This window comes from Pseudomonas sp. EA_65y_Pfl2_P78 (assembly GCF_963970495.1).
In the GTDB taxonomy this organism is placed as follows: Bacteria; Pseudomonadota; Gammaproteobacteria; order Pseudomonadales; family Pseudomonadaceae; genus Aquipseudomonas; species Aquipseudomonas baetica_A.
Map to the genome: position 1 here is coordinate 49,620 of NZ_CAXAON010000006.1, position 21,759 is coordinate 71,378.

Annotated in this window: 22 protein-coding genes; 13 read left to right on the forward strand and 9 right to left on the reverse strand. The window is 59.1% G+C overall.

Annotated features, from left to right (window positions below; translation table 11 throughout):
• Positions 1-28: 28 nt before the first annotated feature.
• Positions 29-502 (forward strand): Lrp/AsnC family transcriptional regulator, encoded by a 474-nt coding sequence (locus AACY02_RS07875; protein ID WP_221731842.1) that lies wholly within the window; start codon positions 29-31, stop codon positions 500-502.
• A 162-nt stretch (positions 503-664) separates the two neighbouring features.
• Here the strand turns inward: AACY02_RS07875 and lpdA are convergent, their stop codons facing one another.
• Entirely contained in the window at positions 665-2,065 is a 1,401-nt protein-coding gene (gene lpdA, locus AACY02_RS07880; RefSeq protein ID WP_339431456.1) for a dihydrolipoyl dehydrogenase, read from the reverse strand.
• Between the two features lie 211 nt (positions 2,066-2,276).
• Between lpdA and hflK (AACY02_RS07885) the strand changes: the two genes are divergently transcribed.
• The 8 genes from hflK (AACY02_RS07885) to cfaB all read left to right on the forward strand — a co-directional run bounded on the left by hflK (AACY02_RS07885) (position 2,277) and on the right by cfaB (position 11,560).
• A complete protein-coding gene (hflK, locus tag AACY02_RS07885) occupies positions 2,277-4,238 on the forward strand; it encodes a protease modulator HflK (protein WP_339431457.1) in 1,962 nt (653 codons plus the stop codon).
• Complete coding sequence (gene hflC / locus AACY02_RS07890) at positions 4,235-5,275, forward strand: protease modulator HflC (protein ID WP_339431458.1); 1,041 nt, start codon at positions 4,235-4,237, stop codon at positions 5,273-5,275. The genes hflK (AACY02_RS07885) and hflC overlap by 4 nt, the downstream gene beginning before the upstream one ends.
• Entirely contained in the window at positions 5,272-6,333 is a 1,062-nt protein-coding gene (gene hflK, locus AACY02_RS07895; RefSeq protein ID WP_339431459.1) for a protease modulator HflK, read from the forward strand. The genes hflC and hflK (AACY02_RS07895) overlap by 4 nt, the downstream gene beginning before the upstream one ends.
• Positions 6,330-8,237 (forward strand): heavy metal translocating P-type ATPase, encoded by a 1,908-nt coding sequence (locus tag AACY02_RS07900; protein ID WP_339431460.1) that lies wholly within the window; start codon positions 6,330-6,332, stop codon positions 8,235-8,237. The genes hflK (AACY02_RS07895) and AACY02_RS07900 overlap by 4 nt, the downstream gene beginning before the upstream one ends.
• A 109-nt stretch (positions 8,238-8,346) precedes the next feature.
• Positions 8,347-8,598, forward strand: a complete 252-nt coding sequence (gene bufA2, locus AACY02_RS07905; protein ID WP_339431461.1) for a BufA2 family periplasmic bufferin-type metallophore — start codon at positions 8,347-8,349, stop codon at positions 8,596-8,598.
• A 65-nt stretch (positions 8,599-8,663) separates the two neighbouring features.
• A complete protein-coding gene (bufB, locus tag AACY02_RS07910; protein WP_339431462.1) occupies positions 8,664-9,509 on the forward strand; it encodes an MNIO family bufferin maturase in 846 nt (281 codons plus the stop codon).
• Entirely contained in the window at positions 9,500-10,288 is a 789-nt protein-coding gene (locus AACY02_RS07915; protein WP_339431463.1) for a DNA-binding domain-containing protein, read from the forward strand. Before bufB ends, AACY02_RS07915 begins: the two co-directional genes overlap by 10 nt.
• An 84-nt stretch (positions 10,289-10,372) precedes the next feature.
• Positions 10,373-11,560 carry a C17 cyclopropane fatty acid synthase CfaB gene (cfaB, locus tag AACY02_RS07920; protein WP_339431464.1) on the forward strand — a complete coding sequence of 396 codons (1,188 nt, stop codon included), beginning with the start codon at positions 10,373-10,375 and terminating at the stop codon, positions 11,558-11,560.
• Between the two features lie 35 nt (positions 11,561-11,595).
• Here cfaB and cls read toward each other — a convergent pair whose 3' ends face one another.
• Positions 11,596-13,035, reverse strand: coding sequence for a cardiolipin synthase (cls, locus tag AACY02_RS07925; protein WP_339431465.1), 1,440 nt, complete (start codon positions 13,033-13,035; stop codon positions 11,596-11,598).
• A gap of 131 nt (positions 13,036-13,166) precedes the next feature.
• On the opposite strand from cls, the gene AACY02_RS07930 reads away from it, so the two are divergent.
• The gene (locus tag AACY02_RS07930) at positions 13,167-13,685 is read left to right on the forward strand and encodes a DUF3617 domain-containing protein (RefSeq protein WP_339431466.1); all 519 of its coding nucleotides are present in this window, start codon (positions 13,167-13,169) and stop codon (positions 13,683-13,685) included.
• 99 nt (positions 13,686-13,784) lie between these two features.
• Here AACY02_RS07930 and AACY02_RS07935 read toward each other — a convergent pair whose 3' ends face one another.
• The 5 genes from AACY02_RS07935 to folE2 are packed head-to-tail and all read right to left on the reverse strand — an operon-like array spanning position 13,785 to position 17,656.
• Positions 13,785-14,345, reverse strand: coding sequence for a gamma carbonic anhydrase family protein (locus AACY02_RS07935; protein ID WP_339431467.1), 561 nt, complete (start codon positions 14,343-14,345; stop codon positions 13,785-13,787).
• A complete protein-coding gene (locus AACY02_RS07940; RefSeq protein WP_339431468.1) occupies positions 14,342-15,217 on the reverse strand; it encodes a metal ABC transporter substrate-binding protein in 876 nt (291 codons plus the stop codon). Before AACY02_RS07940 ends, AACY02_RS07935 begins: the two co-directional genes overlap by 4 nt.
• 11 nt (positions 15,218-15,228) lie before the next feature.
• Entirely contained in the window at positions 15,229-16,095 is an 867-nt protein-coding gene (locus AACY02_RS07945) for a metal ABC transporter permease (RefSeq protein WP_339431469.1), read from the reverse strand.
• Positions 16,095-16,763, reverse strand: coding sequence for a metal ABC transporter ATP-binding protein (locus AACY02_RS07950; RefSeq protein ID WP_339431470.1), 669 nt, complete (start codon positions 16,761-16,763; stop codon positions 16,095-16,097). The genes AACY02_RS07945 and AACY02_RS07950 overlap by 1 nt, the downstream gene beginning before the upstream one ends.
• On the reverse strand, positions 16,760-17,656 hold the full coding sequence (gene folE2, locus AACY02_RS07955; protein ID WP_339431471.1) for a GTP cyclohydrolase FolE2: 897 nt from the start codon (positions 17,654-17,656) through the stop codon (positions 16,760-16,762). The genes AACY02_RS07950 and folE2 overlap by 4 nt, the downstream gene beginning before the upstream one ends.
• A gap of 84 nt (positions 17,657-17,740) precedes the next feature.
• On the opposite strand from folE2, the gene AACY02_RS07960 reads away from it, so the two are divergent.
• Positions 17,741-18,943, forward strand: coding sequence for an N-acetylmuramoyl-L-alanine amidase (locus AACY02_RS07960; RefSeq protein ID WP_339431472.1), 1,203 nt, complete (start codon positions 17,741-17,743; stop codon positions 18,941-18,943).
• Here the strand turns inward: AACY02_RS07960 and AACY02_RS07965 are convergent.
• Entirely contained in the window at positions 18,940-19,317 is a 378-nt protein-coding gene (locus AACY02_RS07965) for a glutamine synthetase (RefSeq protein ID WP_339431473.1), read from the reverse strand. The two genes, AACY02_RS07960 and AACY02_RS07965, sit on opposite strands and share 4 nt — an antisense overlap.
• A gap of 223 nt (positions 19,318-19,540) precedes the next feature.
• On the opposite strand from AACY02_RS07965, the gene zigA reads away from it, so the two are divergent.
• A complete protein-coding gene (gene zigA / locus AACY02_RS07970) occupies positions 19,541-20,746 on the forward strand; it encodes a zinc metallochaperone GTPase ZigA (protein WP_339431474.1) in 1,206 nt (401 codons plus the stop codon).
• Entirely contained in the window at positions 20,746-21,396 is a 651-nt protein-coding gene (locus AACY02_RS07975) for a DUF1826 domain-containing protein (protein ID WP_339431475.1), read from the forward strand. The genes zigA and AACY02_RS07975 overlap by 1 nt, the downstream gene beginning before the upstream one ends.
• A 4-nt stretch (positions 21,397-21,400) precedes the next feature.
• On the opposite strand, the gene AACY02_RS07980 is transcribed toward AACY02_RS07975, so the two are convergent.
• On the reverse strand, positions 21,401-21,757 hold the full coding sequence (locus tag AACY02_RS07980) for an NADH:ubiquinone oxidoreductase (protein WP_339431476.1): 357 nt from the start codon (positions 21,755-21,757) through the stop codon (positions 21,401-21,403).
• Positions 21,758-21,759: the final 2 nt, after the last annotated feature.

The window sequence follows — 21,759 nt, forward strand, 5'->3', positions numbered from 1 at the left end:
GCGACATGACTATCGGAATCTGCCAAACATGAAACTTGACGCCTTTGATCGCAAGATTCTCGCCGCTCTGCAAAGGGACGGACGCCTGAGCAATGTCGAACTGGCGGATGAAATCGGCCTCTCGGCATCGCCGTGCTTGCGTCGGGTGCGGATGCTGGAAGAGGCGGGAGTGATTCGCGGCTATCAGGCCAATCTCGATCGCGATGAGGTGGGGTTGGGGCTGACGGTGTTTGTCGGGGTCAAGGTCGAGCGACACAACGAGGAACAGGCCGAGGCGTTTTACCAGGCGGTCACGGCATTGCCCGAGGTGATTTCGGCGTTTCTGGTGTCAGGCGAGTCGGATTTTCTGCTGCAGGTCGTGGTGCCGGATCTGCGGGCGTATGACCGCTTTCTCACGGGGTGTCTGTTGAAGTTGCCGGGGGTGAGCGACATTCGCAGCAACTTCGCGATTCACACCGTGAAGACGCCGGGGGCGCTGCCGTTGGGGCATCTTGCGCTCTAGACCGAGTGGCTCGTTTGGCGAGCAAACTGTAGGGGTTCAGTTTTTTAAACCACAGATTGCTTAATCGTGCAGTTCTACATGATTGAGGGCCCGCCCCCACAGAGGATTGCATTCCCAGGGTGGGAGCGGGCTTGCTCGCGAAGGCGATGGTCCTGCCAGCGCTTACATCTGCGTCGCCATCCCCTGCACATTCATCGCCGCCTGACGCAGCGCCTCGGACCGGGTCGGGTGCGGGTGGCAGGTCAGGGCAATGTCCTCGGCCGATGCGCTGAACTCCATCGCCACACAAAACTCGCCAATCATTTCACTCACGCTCGGGCCGACCAGATGCACGCCAAGCACTTCATCCGTGCGCTCGTCGGCGAGGACTTTGGCAAAACCGTCGGTCTCGTGATTGATCTTCGCCCGGCTGTTGGCGGTGAACGGGAACTTGCCGACCTTGTAGGCGCGGCCTTCAGCCTTGAGCTGTTCTTCGGTCTTGCCGACGCTGGCCAGTTCCGGTTTGGTGTAGATCACGTTAGGGATCAGATCGTAATTGACCTCACCGGCCTTGCCGTGAATCTGCTCGACGCAGGCCATCGCCTCGTCTTCGGCCTTGTGCGCGAGCATCGGGCCAGAGGTCACGTCGCCGATCACCCACACGCCGGGCGCCTCGGTGCGGTGCTGCTTGTTGGCCAGCATGCCGCGCTTGTCGGTGCTCAAACCGACGTTCTCCAGGCCCAGGCCTTGGGTGTAGGGCCGGCGACCAATCGCCACCAGGACGTAATCGGCTTCCAGTAACTCAGCGGTGCCACCGGCCGCAGGCTCGACACTGAGTTGAACACCGTGGGCCGATGAAGTGGCGCTGGTGACTTTGGAACTCAATTTGAACGCGATGCCTTGTTTGCTCAGCGAGCGCTGCAGGGTTTTGCCAGCCTCAGCATCGACACCGGGGCAGATGCGGTCGAGGAATTCGACCACGGTGACTTGGGCGCCGAGACGCCGCCACACCGAACCGAGCTCGAGACCGATCACGCCGGCGCCAATCACCACCAGATGCTTGGGCACTTCGCTCAGGGACAACGCACCGGTGGAATCGAGGATGCGTTTGTTATCGATGTCGACACCTGGCAGGGGAGTGGGCTCGGAGCCGGTAGCGATGATGATGTCCTTGGCGGTCAGCTCGATCGTGCTGCCCTGATCGCCTGTCACCGTGACTTTGCCCGGGCCGTCGATGTGGCCCCAGCCTTTGATCCAGTCGACCTTGTTCTTGCGAAACAGAAACTCGATGCCTTTGGTCAGGCCGGTCACGCTTTCGTCTTTCTGCTTCATCATCTGTGCGAGGTTCAGCGTCGGTTTGACCTCGATCCCGAGATTGGCGAACTCCGCGCCCATCGCCGCGTCGTACAGCTCGGAGGCATGCAGCAAGGCTTTGGATGGCATGCAGCCGACGTTCAGGCAGGTGCCGCCGAGGGTCGCCCGGCCTTCAACGCAGGCAGCCTTGAGGCCCAATTGCCCAGCGCGGATGGCCGCGTTATAACCGCCGGGACCGCCGCCCAGAATCACCACGTCATAGTTGCTCATGCGCTTGCTCCTCATTAATGGATGCGGATGGCTAAAGGTAGTTCTCGAATAAAATTACGGACGTAATATGTGCGTTTCCGGGTATTTCGGTCAAGGCTTCAGGCAAGCGACAGGTTGAGCGTTTTTGAATAAACGTGATTGTGTACGAATATTTCACGCTTTTCGTTATATCGTAACGATATGAAGAGTGAACCAGTGATTTCGGGGTGATATGCAAGTCGATCTGGAGATTGATGGCACGCAAGTGACCGGATTGCCACGCTTTCAGCAGGCGGCCATACAAGGTCGACGATTGCGCAGGGTGGCGATCGGTCTCGGTGCCGTGGCCGGGGTGGGTTGGCTTCTGGCGTTTTTTGTCGCGCTGTTTGCGCCGCAATCGGTGTGGCTGCCGCTGTTGGTGAGTCAAAGCGCGGCGTTGCTGGTGCTGGTTGCCGGGCTGCAATCGGCCTGGTGGGTGACGCAATGGCGCGAGCGGGTGATCAATCCGCTGGCGCCAACGGCGCTTGCTGATGAAGTGCCGCCTGGGCCCAATGGCTGGTACGAACGATTGTTGGATCGCCTGAGTCAGCGCGGTTTGCACCTGCTAGGCCAGATCGGCGCAGCGACTTTGTGGCTGGGCGGCTGGGCGCTCTTGGTGATGCTCAGCATCGAGCAGGTGTGGAACCTCGCACTTGCACCGGCGGCGGTTGGATTGTCTGCCACGGTCGGTGCGGCATTGGCGTTGCTGCTGGCGTTCGGTTTGCTGGTGATGGAGCGGCAACTGGCGCAGGAAAATCCTGCCCAATGGCCTGAAGCAGGATCGCTGGCACAACTGACCCGCGTGGCGATCATCAGTCTGGTACTCGGCGCGCTGTGTTTGTTGTTCGCCAGTGAGCAGGCGGTATGGCCAATTCGTTTTGCAGTTTTGGTGGGTATCTTGCCGGCAATGGTAGCGATCGAGTTGCTATTGCGCGCCGTATTGTCGGTGTTCAGTCCCCGTCGTGAACAGCTTGAGCCGACACTGCTTGCCCGCAGTTTTGTCGCCGACATGCTGCGCTGGCCGCCACAGCCGTTGCTCGCGTTGCAGCATGAATTGCACAACCGTTTCGGTATCGATCTGCGTCAGATCTGGGCGTTCAGTTACATGCGCCGGGCGTTTTTGCCAGTGTTGGCGTTGGTGGTGGCGGTGGGCTGGTTATTGACCGGCCTCCACGAAATTCCACTGCAAGGCCGGGGCATCTACGAGCGTTTCGGTAAACCGGTGCAGGTCTTCGGCCCCGGTTTGCACGCGGGTTTGCCGTGGCCGTTGGGGCGCGTGTTGAGCGTTGAAAACGGTGTGGTACATGAATTGGCAACCAGTGTCGGTGAGAACCCGGCACCGGCTCAACTCGACCCTGCTGAAGGGCCGGCGCCGATGACGGCCAACCGTTTGTGGGACGCCAGCCATGTCAACGACAAGTCCCAGGTCATTGCCAGCCGCCGTGGCGAGCAGCAGAGCTTTCAGATCGTCAACATGGACGTGCGTTTCATCTATCGCATTGGTCTGAGCGATCAGGCAGCGCTCGCCGCCACCTACAACAGCGCCGATGTGCCGACGTTGATTCGCAGCACCGCCAGCCGGATTCTGGTGCACGACTTCGCCTCGCGAACCCTCGACGGTTTGCTCGGAGAGGACAGGGCAGGGCTGGCCGAAGAGATCGGTCGTGCCGTGCAAGGTGACCTGCAGAAACTCGACAGCGGTGTGGAGATTCTCGCCACGGTGGTCGAGGCCATTCATCCGCCGGCCGGTGCCGCCAATGCCTATCACAGCGTGCAGGCCGCGCAGATCGGCGCCCAGGCGCTGATCTCCCGTGAGCGTGGCGCTGCCGCAGAGGCGAGCAATCAGGCGCAGTTGCAGGCCAGCCTTGCTCGCGACCAGGCCAGCGCCAATGCGCGTGAAATCAACGCGACGGCGCAGGCGGCGGATCTGAAATTCAGCGCTGAGCAAAAAGCCTTTGCCAGTGCTGGCCAGGCCTTTGTGCTGGAGCAATACCTCAGCCAACTGAGCCTTGGGTTGAGCAAAGCCAAACTGCTTATTCTTGACCATCGTCTGGGTGGCAGCAGCAACGCGCCGACCATCGACTTGCGAACGTTCACGCTGCCGGCTGACCCGACGCCCGCGCGCACCACCGCTCAACCAGGAGTTGCCCATTGAGCCAGTCGCACACTCACGATCATCATGACCACAGCGGCCACGATCACGGCCACGGCGGGCATCACCATCACCATGGACATCACCACCACGGTGATCCGGCTGAAGCCGGTCCCTTTCCATGGCGGCGCATGGGTTGGGCGGTGTTGTTGGTCGCGTTCGCCGTTGCGGCTGCGAGCCTGGTGCAAGTTCGCTCCGGTGAAGCCACGGTGATCACGCGCTTCGGAAACCCATCGCGGGTGTTGCTTGATCCAGGATTGAGCTGGCGCTGGCCGGCGCCGTTCGAAGCGGCGATTCCGGTGGATCTGCGCCTTCGTACCACCTCCAGCGGCTTGCAGGATGTCGGTACCCGCGACGGTTTGCGCATCATTGTTCAGGCTTACGTCGCTTGGCAGGTGCAGGGTGATCCGGACAATGTGCAACGCTTCATGCGTGCGGTGCAGAACCAGCCGGACGAAGCCGCGCGGCAGATCCGCACGTTTGTCGGCTCGGCACTTGAGACCACGGCCAGCAGTTTTGATCTGGCGAGCCTGGTGAACACCGACGCGAGTCAGGTACGCATTGCTGATTTTGAAGCGCAATTGCGTCAGCAGATCGATCAGCAATTGCTCGCCACTTACGGTGTGCGCGTGGTGCAGGTGGGCATCGAACGGCTGACGTTGCCGTCGGTGACGCTCACCGCCACCGTTGATCGGATGCGCGCTGAGCGTGAAACCATCGCCACTGGGCGCACGGCCATCGGCAAGCGTGAAGCGGCGCAGATCCGCTCTGCCGCCGAGCGCGATGCCCGGATTGTTCAGGCAGACGCAACGGTGAAAGCGGCGGACATCGAAGCACAATCGCGCGTCGAAGCTGCGCAAATCTACGGCCGCGCCTATGCCGGTTCTCCGCAGCTTTACAACTTGCTGCGTTCACTCGACACCCTCGGCACCATCGTTACGCCAGGCACCAAACTGATCCTGCGCACCGATGCCGCGCCATTCCGCGTGCTCGTCGATGGCCCTCCCAATCTCGACAGTAAATCCGGATCGCAGCCATGAGTGAAGAAGTTCCACGTGGAACACATTCGCTGAACAGCCCATGGATTCAGGCAGGACGTTTGGCCTTTCTTGCCCTGTATGCGGTGACGGTGTTGGCCGCATTGGCTTGGGCATTTTCCAATGTGCGGCAAATCGACCCGCAGAATCGCGCCGTGGTTTTGCATTTTGGCGCGCTGGATCGCGTTCAGAATGCTGGCCTGTTATTGGCTTGGCCGCAGCCGTTCGAGCAGGTGGTTTTGCTACCGGCGGCGGATCGGGTGATCGAGCGTCGAGTGGAGAATCTTCTGCGCTCGGAGGAGGCGCTGAAGGCTGACCGGGTCGCCTCTTTCGCCACGCCTTTGAGCGATGCGCTGGCCGGATCTGGTTATTTATTGACCGGTGATGCGGGCGTGGTGCAGCTGGATGTGCGGGTGTTTTACAAGGTGACCGATCCGTATGACTTCGTGATTCAGGGGGATCATGTGCTGCCGGCGCTGGATCGTCTGGTCACACGCAGTGCCGTGGCGCTAACCGCCGCGCGCGATCTGGACACCATTCTGGTCGCCCGCCCGGAACTGATCGGCGCCGACAGTCAGGCCGCTGAACGCCGTGAACGGTTGCGCGGTGATCTGGTGCAAGGCATCAACAAACGCTTGGCCGAGTTGAAGGCGAGCGGTCAGGGTATCGGGATTGAAGTGGCGCGGGTCGATGTGCAATCGAGTCTGCCAGGCCCAGCGGTCAGTGCCTTCAATGCGGTTTTGACCGCCAGCCAACAAGCCGATAAAGCCGTGGCCAATGCGCGTACAGACGCCGAAAAACTCACCCAAACCGCCAATGAACAAGCCGATCGCACCTTGCAGGTTGCCCATGCCCAGGCCGGCGAACGCTTGGCCAAAGCATCCGCCGACACCGCCACAGTGCGGAGTCTGGCCAAGGCGCAGCAACAAGGCACCGACCCGCAAATGCTCTTGCGGATTTACCGTGAGCGCATGCCGAAGATTCTCGGTCAGGCCGGATCGGTGACCACGGTCGATCCGAAAGACGATTCGCGCCTGATCATTCAGGGAGCCAGTAAATGAGTGCGACCACTGCTGCACCGAGCCTGTTGTCCTCGGCCGAACAACGCCGCGCCGCGAGGCAATTGACCTTGGCGATGCTCGCGCTGGGTTTGCTTGGCTTGGGCCTGATCTGGCGTTGGCAGGTGCCGGAACAAACCGGCGTCAGTCAGTTGCTGCTCGGTTTTGCTTCTGTGTTGGTGGCCGTGCCGGTCATGCGCTCGGCGTGGTACAGCCTGCGTTATCCGAGCCTGCACGGCATTACCGATCAACTGATTGCCCTAGCGATGATGGGGGCCTGGGCGACGGGCGATCTGCTGACGGCGGCGCTGCTGCCGATCATCATGATTTTTGGTCATGTGCTGGAGGAGCGCAGTGTCATCGGTTCGCAGGAAGCAATTCACGCCCTCGGTCAATTGACCCGCAGCTATGCGCGCAAGATTCAGGCTGACGGTTCGATCATCGAAGTGGACAACGGCACGCTCAAATCCGGCGACACGGTTGAGGTGCGGGCCGGTGATCGCATCCCGGCGGACGGCCGGGTGCTTTTCGGTCAAGCCAGCCTGGACACCGCGTCGATTACCGGTGAGTCCGTACCGGTTGAGGCGGGTGTCGGTATGACCGTGTTCGGTGGCGCGATCAATCTCGACGGTTTGCTGCGCGTCGAAGTGACCCGTACGGGCGATGAGTCGACCCTGGGTAAAGTCATCGCACTGATGCAAAACGCCGAGCGCTCGAAGCCGCCGATCACCCGGTTGCTCGAACGTTATGCCGGCAGCTACATGGTGCTGGTGTTGCTGCTGGCGGCGGTGACCTGGTTTATCACCCACGATGCGCAGGCGATGCTCGCGGTGCTGGTGGCGGCGTGTCCGTGCGCCTTGGTGTTGTCGGCACCGGCCACGGCGATTGCCGGTGTTGCGGTGGCGGCGCGCCACGGGATACTGATCCGCAGTTCGGCGTTCCTCGAAGAGCTGGCCGACCTCACATCCCTGGTGGTCGACAAGACCGGGACCCTGACTTACGGCACTTTACGCTTGCAGTCGATCGACAGTGCTCGCGCGGATTCATCCTCTGTCATGGCGCTGGCTGCCAGTCTTGGCGCGGCGAGCAGTCACCCGGTCAGTCGTGCGCTTGCCGGGCTGGTTACCCAGGAAGAATACTTGTCGCTTAGCGATATTCACGAGCGGCAGGGGCTTGGTGTTGTCGCCACGACCAGGCAGGGCGAGGCGGCACTCGGGCGGCCGGAGTTGTTCGCGCAATTGGCTATCGCCACAACGCCGGTTCCTGAACATGACGGGCCGATTGCCGGCCTGGCGCTGAACGGTGAGTTTCTCGCGTGGTTGTTGTTGGCCGACACGGTTAAACTGGAAGCGCGTCTTGCACTTGGCGAATTACGAGAGCTGGGCCTGGGCCGGCAGTTGTTGCTGACCGGTGATCGGCAAAGCGTCGCCCAGACCTTGGCCAGGGATGTCGGCCTGCAGGAGGTTCAAGCCCAAGCCTTGCCCGAGGACAAGCTCAATCGCGTGCTCAAGGAAATCGACAACGGCTTCCGGCCCATGGTGGTGGGTGACGGCATCAACGACTCGCTCGCGCTCAAGGCTGGCGTGGTTGGCGTCGCGATGGGGGCGGGTGGTGCGGATATCGCGTTGGCCTCGGCGGACATCGTGCTGATCGGCAGTGATCTGCGTCGGCTCGGCACCTGCGTGCGACTAAGCCGTCAGTGCCGCAGGACATTGCAGGTCAACGTGATCATCGGTCTGGGCTGGACGCTGGCCATCGTCGTGTTTGCCGCATTCGGCTGGCTGGGTGCCGCCGGGGCGATGATTGCCGCGTTGCTGCATAACCTCAGTACGCTATTGGTGCTGGGCAACGCCGGGCGTTTGCTGCGTTTTCAGGAACCGTTGCTCAAGCTCAGAGAAGATATTTAAGTTTTTTTTAGGCCTCTGTAACGCCGTCGGGGTAGCGCTCTCTAGTGCTATGTCGGGACTGAACAAACCGTCCAGCCGACATCCCTGACGATTACCGAGGATAAGAAAAATGACTATCAAGACCGCTGCTGCTGGTGCCGCTCTCGCTTTGGCCGCTGCCACTCTGTTTGCCGGTGTCGCCACCAATGCGATGGCCGCTGATGCCAACGTTCACTGCTACGGCGTGACTGCCTGCAAAGGCCAGAACGACTGCAAAACCAAAGACCATGCTTGCAAAAGCCAAGGCTCCTGCAAAGGCCAGGGTTTCAAAGCCATGACTCAAGCGGCTTGCGAAGAAGCAGGTGGCAAGGTCGGCGAATAACTGACCGGCAAGTGCCGCCGCAGTGGCTCACGCCACTGCGGCCACTTTTTAACAGGAGTCTGCACATGTCCGCCTCTGACCCCTTCCTCGGCTATGGCCTGGGATTGCGTAGCGCTTACTACCAGCAGATCCTCGAACAGTCGCCGAACGTGGACTGGTTTGAAGTGGTCTCCGAAAATTTCATGGTGCAAGGCGGTAAAGCCCTGTATTACCTGGACGCCATTGCCGAGCGTTATCCGCTGGTGATGCATGGCGTTTCACTCTCCATCGGCGGGCCACATGCCCTCGATGTGGACTATCTGAAACAACTCAAGCAACTGGCCGAACGGGTCAACCCCGCGTGGATCTCCGATCACTTGTGCTGGAGTCGCGGCAACGCTCATCAGTTGCACGATTTGCTGCCTCTGCCTTACACCGAAGAAAGTCTTGAATACATTGCCGAACGCGTGCGCCACGTTCAGGACGTTTTGCAGCGGCCATTGGTGCTGGAGAACGTCTCCAGTTATGTCCGAGCTGCCTCAGATGATTTCACGGAATGGGAATTTCTTGCTGCCCTGAGTCGGCAGAGCGGTTGTGAGTTACTGCTGGACGTCAACAATGTCTACGTCAGTTCTCGCAATCATGGATTTGATCCGTGGACGTTCATTCACAGCCTGCCGACCGACAAGGTGCGTCAACTGCATCTGGCGGGACACAGTGACTACGGCGATTACGTCATCGATACCCATGACCAACCGGTGAGCGACCCCGTCTGGGCGTTGTATCAACGTACGTTGGAGCACTTCGGTCCGGTGGCTACTTTGCTGGAACGTGACGATCACTTTCCGCCTTTTGAAGAGTTGCTCGATGAACTGCAAAAGGCGCGGGCGCTGGGTGAAAGGGTTCTGGCCGGGAGACAGCAATGCGCCTGAAAGAATGGCAATTGGCATTCGAGTCGTATTTGCTGGATGAGGCGGCCACAGCCCAACCGCTGCTGGGCGCCAGTCTGATCGGCGGGCCTACGCTGGATGTCGGCACCGGTCTGGCGATCTATCACAACGCTTATCAGGCCCGTCTACTGGAAGTGTTGCGCAACGATTTTCCGGTGATCTGGTACTGGATGGGCGACGAGGCGTTCGACTCGCTCGCCACCGCGTACCTGCGTCAATACCCGTCGGCGCATTACAGCCTGCGTTGGTTGGGTAAAGGTTTCGAGGGGTTTATTCGCGAGCATCTGGTGCCTGAACACAGTGCGCCTTTGGCTGAAATGGCGAGGCTCGAGTGGGCATTCACTTTGGCTTTCGATGCGCCAGCGGGTGAGCCGTTAAATCTGGAAACCATGACGACGCTGTCCGCGCAAGAATGGCCAACGCTGCGGGTCAAACTCGCGCCGTGCGTTCAGTGGCTGGAATGCCGGTTCAACAGCGTCGCCCTGTGGCGTTCCGTTAAGGAACAAACCGATTTCCCGCCCAGCCAGCCACTCCAAACCCCTCAGATCTACCTGATCTGGCGTAACGATCTGATCTGTCATTACCGCAGTCTGGAATCTGCCGAGGCCAAGGCTCTGAATGGTTTGGTAAACGAAGGCTGGAGTTTCGCCGAACTGTGCGCCGAGTTAGCAGTCATCTATGAAGAGGGCGCTCCACTTCAGGCCGTGACCTGGTTGAAACAGTGGGTGCAGGAAGGCCTGTTAGAGCGTCTGCCACAATAGATAAGGCTAATTAAATCGATAGCCTGCTATTTTTCAAGGATGGTCTACCCTCAGATTTGACTTCTGAAACAGGGGGAGTTTTCCATGCTCGCGCAACTTCCACCGGCCTTACAGAATCTGCAGCTTGCGCTTCGTCTGCGACTTTGGGATGGCCATGAGTTCAATCTCGGGCCATCGCCCAGTGTCACCATCGTGGTCAAGGATCCCCAGATGGTTTCGCAATTGACCCATCCAAGCCTCGATGCGCTGGGGGCGGCGTTTGTCGAGGGCAAGCTCGAACTGGAAGGTTCGATTGCCGAGGTCATCCGTGTTTGTGACGAGTGGAGCAGTGCTTTGTCCGATGAGGATGACGACACCAATCCGGTACGCTCGCTGCACGACAAGGAAACCGACGCCAAAGCCATCTCCTATCATTACGACCTGTCCAACGCGTTCTACCAGCTCTGGCTAGACAGCGACATGGCGTACTCCTGCGCTTACTTTGAGACCGGCAGCGAAACGCTTGAACAGGCGCAACAAGCCAAATTCCGGCATCTATGTCGCAAGCTGCGTTTGCAGCCAGGCGACTATTTGCTGGATGTCGGGTGTGGATGGGGCGGCCTGGCGCGTTACGCCGCCCGGGAGTTCGGCGCCAAGGTGTTGGGCATCACCCTCAGCAACGCGCAACTGGAACTGGCCCGCGAGCGGGTGAAAGCCGAAGGCCTGGAAGACCTGATCGAACTGCAACTGCTCGACTACCGCGATCTGCCCCAGGACGGGCGTTTCGACAAAGTGGTCAGCGTCGGTATGTTTGAGCACGTCGGCCACGCCAATCTCGCCGAATACTGCAAAATCTTGTTTGGCGCGGTGAAGGAGGGCGGTCTGGTGATGAACCATGGCATCACCGCCAAGCACACCGATGGTCGTCCGGTGGGGCGTGGTGCCGGGGAGTTCATCGAGAAATATGTATTCCCCAACGGCGAGCTACCGCACCTGGCAATGATCTCGGGTGAGATCAGCGAAGCCGGGCTGGAGATTGTCGACGTCGAAAGCCTGCGCCTGCATTACGCCCGTACGCTCGATCACTGGAGCGAGCGGCTGGAGGACAACCTCGACGCCGCCGCGAAGCTGGTGCCTGATCAGGCGCTGCGCATCTGGCGCCTGTACCTGGCCGGCTGTGCTTACGCATTTGCGCATGGCTGGATCAATCTGCACCAGATTCTCGCGGTGAAAGCGCACGCCGATGGCAGCCATGAACTGCCCTGGACCCGTGACGACATCTACCACCCTTGATAGCCACCGCTCCCTCAACCTGTAGGAGGGAGCGTTTAGAGAATCGGTGAAATAAGCCGGGCGATCCGCATGCCGAGTTGTTGCAGGCGGTGGATCTTCCGGCTTTCTTCTTTGGCGATCTCAAAGGCTTGCTCGAAATCCTCGTTGAGCATGTGTTCCACGTTGGCGGCAAAATCGCTGTCGACGGTCAGCAGCATCACTTCGAAATTCAGCCGGAACGAGCGGTTGTCCAGATTGGCACTGCCGATGGCGCTGATCTCACTGTCGATCAACACGACTTTCTGATGCAGGAACCCCGGTTGGTAGCGGAATACGCGCACGCCTGCCCGAACCGCTTCAAACGCATAGAGGCTGGAGGCGGCATAGACGATACGGTGATCGGGACGCGAAGGCAGCAGCAAGCGCACATCCACACCGCGTAAAACCGCCAGCCTTAACGCCGCGAATACGGCTTCGTCAGGAATGAAGTAAGGGCTGGTGATCCACACCCGTTCTGTCGCGGCATGAATGGCTTCGACGAAAAACAGGGAACAGGTTTCATAAGCGTCCGCCGGCCCACTGGCGAGCAGTTGGCAGAGCACGCCATCGTCGGGGTACTCATCCGGCAAGATGAGCGGCGGTAACGTTCGCGCGGCCCAGAACCAGTCTTCGGCAAAGGATTCCTGCATGCACGCCACCACCGGGCCTCGCACCTGCACATGGGTGTCGCGCCATGGCGCCAACGGTGGTTTCTCCCCCATGTATTCATCGCCGACGTTATGCCCGCCGACAAACCCGATCACACCATCGACCACGACGATTTTGCGGTGGTTACGGAAATTGACCTGAAAGCGGTTGAGCCAGCCGCTGCGTGTGGCGAAGGCTTTGACTTCGACGCCGCCATCACGCAATGCCTGCACATAGCTATGGGGCAGGGCGTGGCTGCCGATGCCGTCGAAGAGCAAATGGATGGTCACGCCTTCGGCGGCTTTCTTGAGCAGCAAATCGCGCAGGCGTTGGCCAAGTCGGTCGTCATGAATGATGAAGAACTGGATCAGTACCGCCTCGCGGGCTTGATCGATGGCATGGAAAATTGCATCGAAGGTGTCTGTGCCATTCACCAACAACTGTACTTGGTTGTTTGCCAGGCACGGCATGCGGCCCAGTTTGGGCATGGCGCGTAGCGAGGCGTAGGCATTCGAGGCGCGGGCAGTCAGGGCTTCTTCTACCCATGGACGCCAGTTCAGCTCGGAGATGGCCTGGCGCATCTGTTCGTTGGCCTGGCGTCGCGCCTTGATGTACCCATCGAATGTGCTGCGTCCGAACACCAGGTAAGGAATAAGCGTCAGGTAGGGAATGAAGATCAGTGACAATGCCCAGGCGATCGAGCCCTGAGCCGTGCGCACGGTCAACACCGCATGAATCGCGGCGATCAATCCGAGGGTGTGTATCAGGGCGATCATATAACCGAAAATGTGCGGTCCAAAATAATCCATGGGGCAGCCTTGCTCCGCAAGATTCAATGCTTAACAGACCATGTTCTATCGCGAATGTCGCTATTTAATTGGTGCATGAACCGAAGCAATCGGCTGACGTCTAACGGCCACTACTGATCAGGAGTTTATCGATGAACGTTCGTCTGCTGGGTTTGGCGCTGGGCCTGGGTTTGGCAATGCCGGTGATGGCTCAGGCGCAGATGCTGCAGCCGGGGCTGTGGGAAATGACCTCGAGCAATGTGAAAGTCGATGATCAACCGATGGATGTGCAATCGATCCTTGGCCAACTCCAGGGACAGATGACTCCCCAACAGCGGGCAGCGCTGGAAAAGAACGGGATCAATATTGGCGGTAAAGGCATCCGCGCCTGCCTGACGCCGCAGCAAGTGGCGACCGATGATATTCCGTTGGCTGATCCGCAATCGGGCTGCAAACAGCAGATCACCGAGCGTAGCGGCAACCAATGGAAATTCCGCTTCAGTTGCCCGAGAGCGCAGGGCACTGGCGTGGCCACGTTCCTCAGTGATCGTGAATTCACCACGGTCGCCAACGGTACGTTCAACGCCATCGGTATCAATCAGAAGGGCAGTCTGGAAACCCGCGCGGTATGGCTGGGCCAGGATTGCGGCGCCGTAAAACCAAGAGCTTAAATGCTTCGCGAGCAAGCCCGCTGCCACCGGTCTAGTGTTGACCTTGTGGCAGCGGGCTTGTTCGTAAACGCGTCTTTAAAGCCTTATCAAAATGAGGGGTCAGAACTCGTTCTGCAGGGCTTTGTAGCCGCGCACCAGATCGACGTTGGTACGCGCCACGTCTTCGGAAAACTCCGAGGCGCTGACACTCACCGGCGTGAATAACGACAGGTCGGTGTTCGGGCCGATGCGGGTGGTGGAGGGCACATAGAACGCGTCTGGCAAATCGCGGCCATCGACCACGGAGTTATGGCGTACCACGCAGCCACTGCCAACCACGCAGTTGAACAACACGCTGTTGAAGCCGATGAATACCCGGTCGCCGACCACGCACGGGCCGTGCACGATCGAGCGGTGGGCGATGGAGCTGAACTCGCCGATGGTCACCGCGGCACCGGATTTCGAGTGGATCACCACACCGTCCTGAATGTTCGAATTGGCGCCGATGGTGATCGGCTCCATCCCGCCCGATGCATCCACCTCGTCCGCACGGATGACCGCGTACGGGCCGACGAAGACGTTTTCGCCGATCACCACTTTGCCGCAGATGATCGCGGTTTTGTCGACATAGGCCGATTCGGCAATGTGCGGTAAATCACCTGAAGGATTTTTGCGGATCATGGTCGGCTCAGCGCGTCGTAAAGGGTGTTGAGGTTGTATTCGAACAAGCCGGTGAAGGTGCTGGCCGGGCCACTCGCGGCGAGGGCGTCCGAGTAAAGCGTGCCGCCGATGTGCGCGCCGCTTTCGTCGGCGATCTGTTTGAGCAGGCGAGCGTCCTTGATGTTCTCCATGAACACTGCTTTGACGTGGGCCTGGCGGATCTGGGTGATCAGTGCCGCGACTTCTGCGGCGGACGGTTCGCGCTCGGTCGACAGCCCCTGGGGAGCCATGAAGTCGATACCGTAGGCCTGACCGAGGTAACCGAAGGCATCATGGCTGGTGACGATCTTGCGATTGCCCGGCGGTAGCGAACCCAGTTTGGCCTTGGCTTCGGCGAGGAGGGCGTAGATGTGCGTCAGGTAGGTTTTGCTGTTGCGTTCGTAATCGGCTTTGTTCGCCGGGTCAGCCGCGATCAGTGCCTTGGTGATGTTGGCGATGTACAGCTCAGTGTTGGCCAGATTATGCCAGGCGTGCGGGTCGGGAACGGTCTCGCCGTCCTCATCCAGCGAACGTGGAATCACGCCGTGACTGGCACTGACGACCGGGGCTTTGGTCTCAGTGCTGGTCACCAGACGATCCAGCCATGGTTCAAAACCGAGCCCGTTCTTGATGATCAGTTTGGCCGTGAGCAGGGCTTTGGCATCGTCCGGTGTCGGCTCATAGGTGTGTGCGTCAGCGTCCGGGCCGACCATGTTGGTGATCTGGATATGCTCGCCGCCGACCTGATGCACCATGTCGGCGAGGATGCTGAAGCTGGTGACCACTGGCAATTTTTCTGCCGCCGACAACGACATCGATAGCATCAGGCTGAACAGCACGAGTAGAGCGCGCATCGGGAAACACCTCATTGGGATGTGAGCAAAGGCGGGCGGCGCAACAAGCCGTGCACCGGTCCGAACACCACGGACAGCAGATAACCTGCCCCGGCGACCAGCACGATGGCGGGGCCGCTGGGCAGTGAGTAATAGAACGACAGCAACAAACCGAGCCATACCGACAGGCAACCCAGGGTTGCTGCAACGGCGATCAGGATGGGGAGGCGTCGACTCCAGAATCGTGAAGCCGCAGCGGGAAGCATCATCAGCCCGACCACCATCAGCGCACCGATCGCCTGGAAGCCGATCACCAGATTCAGTACAACCAGCGTCAGAAACACACCATGGGCGAGCGGGCCGAGGCGGCTGACGGTTCGCAAAAATAGAGGGTCGAGGGTATCGAGCAGCAGCGGTTTGTAGATGAGCGTCATGGCCATCAGGCTCAGCGCCGAGACCCACAACATGCCATTGAGCGTTGGTCCATCGACGGCCAGGGCCGAGCCGAACAGCAGGTGCAAAAGGTCGAGGCGTTTGCCGGCCACGCCAAGAATGAGTACGCCGGCGGCCAAGGAGATTGGATAGATCGCCGCCAGGCTGGCGTCTTCGCGCAGGCCCGTGAGTCGGGTGATCCATGCGGCGAGACCGGCCATGGTCAAACCGGCACCGAGGCCGCCGAGTGTCAGCGCGGGCAGACTCAGGCCGGCGAACCAGAAGCCCAATGCGGCGCCGGGAAGGATGCCGTGGGCGACGGCGTCACCAATCAGGCTCATGCGCCGCAAGATCAGAAACACACCCAGGGGGGCGGTGCTGCAGGCCAATACCAGCCCGCCTAACAAGGCGCGACGCATGAAGACGAACTCGCTGAACGGCTGCCAGAAGTGGGCGACGGTGAGCATCAGGCTACCTGCGTATGAGGTGTTTGCCGGATCAGTTCGGCGCTCGGACCGTAGATGCAGCCAGTGTTTTTGATCAGCAAGGTTTGGGGGATGTGTTGGCGCACGGCGCTCAGGTCATGACACACCACGACGAGTGTGCGTCCCTCTGCATGCCATGCGTGGATGTGTTGCCAGAGTAACTGCTGACCGAGTTCATCGAGTGCGGCGTGGGGTTCGTCCAGCAGTAGCACAGGTGTGTCCGTCAGGCTAAGTCGAGCGAGCAGGGCGCGTTGTAATTCGCCGCCCGATAGCGCCATGAGTGGACGGCGCTCGAGTCCACCAAGGTGCCAGTTTTCCAGTGCGGTTTTGAGGCGCTGGGCGCGCAATGTTGTCGACAGTCTGCGTCCCCAGAATCCGGCGGCCACGAGCTCCTCCAGGCTAATCGGGAATTGCCGATCCAGATGCTGTTGTTGTGGGAGGAAGGACAGTCCGCTCTGCCGTGGAACGCTCAGGGTGACGTGGCCTGCCAGGGGTTTTTGCAGGCCCGCCATCACTTTCAACAAACTGCTTTTGCCGCAGCCGTTGGCGCCAATGATCGCGGTAAGACTGCCTGTTTCGAATTCCAGACTCAGAGGCGAAGTCAGCGGCTGGCCGGGTGCGCCCCAGCTCAAGGATTGGCAGCGGATCATGTGTTCTCCCGGTGCCAACGACTTTCGGCGACGGCGTCATGGGCGTGCAGACTTTCTGCGTGAATCACTCGCAGGTGAAAGGCGTTGACGCCCGGTGAGCGGCGTAAGGCCAGATTCAGTCGGCGAGCGGCGTCTTCGCAGAACATCAGATTCTGTCCATTGGCCAAGGCGAAGGCTTGTTCGTCAGCACGTTTCACAGCGGTTTGGACGGCGGTGCCGAGGGCTGCTTCAGCATCGTTGATAATCGTGCTCATCGGCAGCTCATCGATAAATTCATCGAGTTGCAGGTGCAATTGCGCAGTGCTGCGTTGGCTGTGTGGCGTGGCGACGATGCCTTTGTTCGTACCGAGCCAAGACAAAACGTCGGCGTGTTGCAGCGGTTTGTTAGCGAAGTCATCAATGAATTGTTGCTGGATCAGTTGCCTCGCCAGTGCTGCAGAGCAAGGGCACGTCGAGGAATATTGCACGTCAATTTTGAGTTCCACGTGGAACATTTCGTTTTTCAGGCTGGCTGAAAGGGTCACTGGGTAGGATCGCCACCCGGCCAGCGGGCTCACCAAAGCGGGGCGTTTCAATAGCAGATCGGTGTGGATATTCAGGTAGGCATTTTTGGATAAGCCGTCATGGCTATCGAGAAAATGCCGGAGTATTTGGCGCAAAAAACCGGGGGAGAGGTTTGTGTGTTCGAGGGCCGCTAACGACACATAGAGTCGCGACATATGAATGCCGCGTGCTTCACCGTCATCGAGACTCACACCGGCATCCGCCTTGGCGCTCAGACGTTGGCCTTCCAGCAACACGGGTAACTCAATGCCGCACATGCCCACCCATTCGAGGGGTAAAGCTTGGCGAGCCGTCTGCGCGGCGATATCCGGGAGTGTCATCGAATTCATGTTCGGGGCCATCGTGTTGATTGAATTAGATGTTACATTATAACAATTCAAATCACGATGCCTTTTTCATGAACAGGCTTTCATATGCACAGACGTCACTTGCTCAATTTGATTCTGGCCAGTGCGGCCTTCGCCCTCCCTTTCAGCGTGTCAGCTACGCAAATCCGCAACGCTCGACTCTGGCGTTCAGATGAAAAGCTGCGTTTGGTCTTCGATTTAAGCGGACCGGTACGCTACAAAACCTTCACGCTCAGTGCTCCGGAGCGACTCATTATTGATTTCAGTGGGGCCAGTGTCAGCGCAGATTTCAGTCAGTTAGCGTTAAAAAACACCGTAATTCGATCTATCAGATCCGGCGTTTTTGGCCGTGGCGATACGCGGATTGTTCTCGATTTGAGCCGTCCTGTACTGCTGAACAGCTTCCTTCTGGCGCCACAGGAGGGTCACGGGCATCGGCTTGTGTTGGATTTGGTCAGCGCCAAGCAGCCCCTTGCATTGCCAATGGTTCCACGTGAAACATCCTTGGATAAGGTTCATCCAAAGCGCGACATTATCGTGGTTGTCGACCCTGGGCATGGTGGAAAGGACCCTGGTGCAGTCGGCGCCAAGGGAGAGCGGGAAAAGGATGTGGTGTTATCCATCGCGAAGTTGCTCGCCAAACGTCTGAAAAAAGAGAAAGGTTTTGACGTGAAGCTGGTGCGCAACGACGACTTCTTCGTGCCTTTGCGCAAGCGTGTCGAGATCGCTCGTCAGCACAAGGCCGACATGTTCATTTCGGTACACGCCGATGCGGCGCCGCGTCTGACGGCCTCTGGCGCGTCGGTGTATTGCCTGTCTGAAGGTGGCGCGACATCAGCGACTGCCCGCTTTATGGCGCAACGCGAAAACGGTGTCGATCTGCTCGGCGCCACCAGCCTGCTTAATCTAAAAGACAAGGATCCGATGCTCGCCGGGGTGATTCTCGACATGTCGATGAACGCGACGATCGCAGCTAGTTTGCAGCTTGGGAAAACGGTTCTCGGCAGTCTTGCAGGCATTACTACGCTGCACCAAAAGCGCGTCGAGCAAGCAGGCTTCGCGGTTTTGAAATCGCCAGATGTGCCCTCGATCCTGGTGGAAACCGGCTTTATTTCCAACGTGCGTGACAGTCAGCGGCTGGTCACGACGCGGCATCAACAGGCCGTCGCTGATGGTTTATTTGACGGGCTGCAGCGCTACTTTGAAAAAAATCCGCCCATCGACAGCTACCTCGCGTGGCAGCAGACCCGGCAAAAAACGCAGGCCTAGCAGCCGGTGATTCGGCTACAAGTGAACTTCGCGCTGCTACCGCCCGAACTGGAGAAGCGGTTGATAGTCGTCCAACCAACCCGACGGGTATAGCCCACCCAGGCTTCCCCGTCGGAGGCGACGCCGGTGAAGAACGTCAGTTGACCGAACCGACTGTTGGTTTGCGCCCAGTAACGCTGGCTGCTTTTTTCAAAGCCGCGCAGATAGAGCGTGTTGCCTACCGTATTGACGCTATAGGCGTTGCCATCGGCATCGACGCAGGCCAGCAGATTAGCGCTGCGTGTGCACTTGGCGAGCTCCGGAATTTGCGCGCAAACGCTGCCAGTCGTTAACAGCGTGAGGCTCAATAGCGAGCATTTCAGCGCATTTTTCATAGCGTTTCCCGGGCGTGAGAGGGGTTGCAGCTTCCTGCTCTTCGTCGTTTTGGGCAAGAGGCGGGCTGGTCTATTCATGTTGTTATAATATAACATTAGTTTGAACTGAGCCTGAGCCGGCCGATTTCAAGCGTTCACCTTCCACGAACCTGTCGTGTGGGGGCTAGAAAACGTTATGCGCAACCAATGCGTTGATCGGCTGCTATCTAATGAGGATTATCCAATGTCAGCCGAATTGCCCGTCACCGTACTTTCCGGATTTCTTGGCGCCGGTAAAAGTACACTTTTGAATTACGTACTACGTAATCGAAACGGTTTACGCGTCGCCGTCATCGTCAATGATATGAGCGAGATCAACATTGATGGCAGCGAAGTCCAGCGCGATGTCAGCCTGAACCGCGCTGAAGAAAAACTCGTGGAAATGAGTAACGGCTGTATCTGCTGTACGTTACGTGAGGACTTGCTTGAGGAAGTCAGCAAGCTCGCCCGTGATGGCCGCTTCGATTACTTGTTGATCGAGTCAACGGGGATCTCCGAGCCACTGCCGGTGGCGGAGACCTTCACCTTCCGCGATGAGCAGGGACAGAGCCTCGCTGACATCGCCCGTCTCGACACCATGGTCACAGTCGTCGACGGCATGAATTTTCTCCTCGACTACCAGGCCGCCGAAAGCCTTGCCTCCCGTGGTGAAACCCTCGGTGAGGAGGACGAGCGCTCCATCACTGATCTGCTCATTGAGCAAGTCGAGTTCGCCGACGTGTTGCTGATCAGCAAGATCGATCTGATCAGCCAGAGCGAGCGCGAACAACTGATCGCCATCCTCAAACGCCTCAATGCTCAGGCCGAAATAATCCCGATGGTCATGGGCGAAGTGCCGTTGGACAAAATTCTCAACACGGGTCGTTTCGATTTTGAAAAAGCTGCGCAAGCCCCCGGTTGGTTGCAGGAGCTGCGCGGTGAGCACGTCCCGGAAACGGATGAATATGGCATCGCCTCTACCGCCTATCGCGCGCGCCGCCCCTTCCACCCGCAGCGTTTTTACAACTTCATTGATCGTCCGTGGCTCAACGGCAAATTGCTGCGTTCCAAAGGCTTCTTCTGGCTGGCGAGCAAGCCTGCTGACGCGGGCAGTTGGTCCCAGGCCGGTGGTTTGATGCGCCATGGTTTTGCCGGACGCTGGTGGCGTTTCGTGCCGAAAAACCAATGGCCGCAGGATCAGGACAGTACCGCCGCGATCATGGAAAACTGGACCGCCAGCGTCGGAGACTGCCGTCAGGAGTTGGTGTTTATCGGTCAGAACATCGATTTCGTGCAGCTTTCTGCCGAACTCGACGAGTGTTTGCTGACCGATGATGAAATGGCGATCGGCGTCGAAGGTTGGCGATCGATGCCGGATCCGTTCGGTCCCTGGCATGAAGAGGCCGCCTGATGCTTGCGCTCAACATGTTGCAAAACTGCACCCGCTATCAGCATCAGGGGCCCACGCCCAAAGTGCTGGCACGCATTCTTGAGGACGAAACAAACCTCGCGGTCTGGCAGCGGCAACTACCGCTGCACATCGCTGATTTCGCTGATTTGCTATTGTCACTCAACGAACCCTTGGCGGAGTCGCTGTGCCTGGATATGGCTGATGAAGAGGCCGAGCCGGATCTCACCGGGTTGGCGGACGGATTTCGCGATCTGCAGGGTTACGAGGGCTTTATCGCAGACCTGAAGTGGCTGGTCAGCGCCTTCGCGTGTCTGCTCGGCGCCCGGCGTATCGGCTTGCGTCTGCGGGTGCTGGATAAGGCCATGTGTCCGCGTTTTCACGTTGATCATGTGCCGGTACGGCTGATCACCACGTATGCGGGTGTCGGCAGTCAATGGCTCAAAGAAGGCACGATGGATCGTCAGCAACTGGGCCAGGCGAATTCGCAGCCGCAAGACTCGGCACAGATCCAGCAACTGGCCAGCGGTGAAGTCGCGTTATTCAAGGGCGAAAAGTGGCACGGCAATGAAGGTTTTGGCTTGATTCATCGCTCGCCCCAACCGGCGGCCGGCGAGCGTCGGCTGATTCTGACCCTCGACTGGCTCGGCTAACGCTTCAAGGCTTGAGCCATTTGCCTTGGCTCTGCCCCTCGCAATAGGGCTGTAGATAAGCGGCATCCGTGGCCACGCCGTAATAGTGAGTATCCTGGCGATAGGGCATATTGGCGACTTGCGCGTTGCTGCACACGCCGAAGGCTCCGGACGGGCACTGGTCGAGGTACTGCACCTCGACTTTTTGCCCGGCCAGTATGGGTTGGCAGAAGCCGTCGTTGAACAGTTTTTCCGGGATGTTGCGGTTCTGCTGGCAGACTTTGACGTCGAGCCGCTCGCTCTGGCTGTGCACCACGCAGGCCTGGGCCAACACTTCGCTCGACACCAGCATCAGCAACAACGACCATCCCCTCCAACGCATCT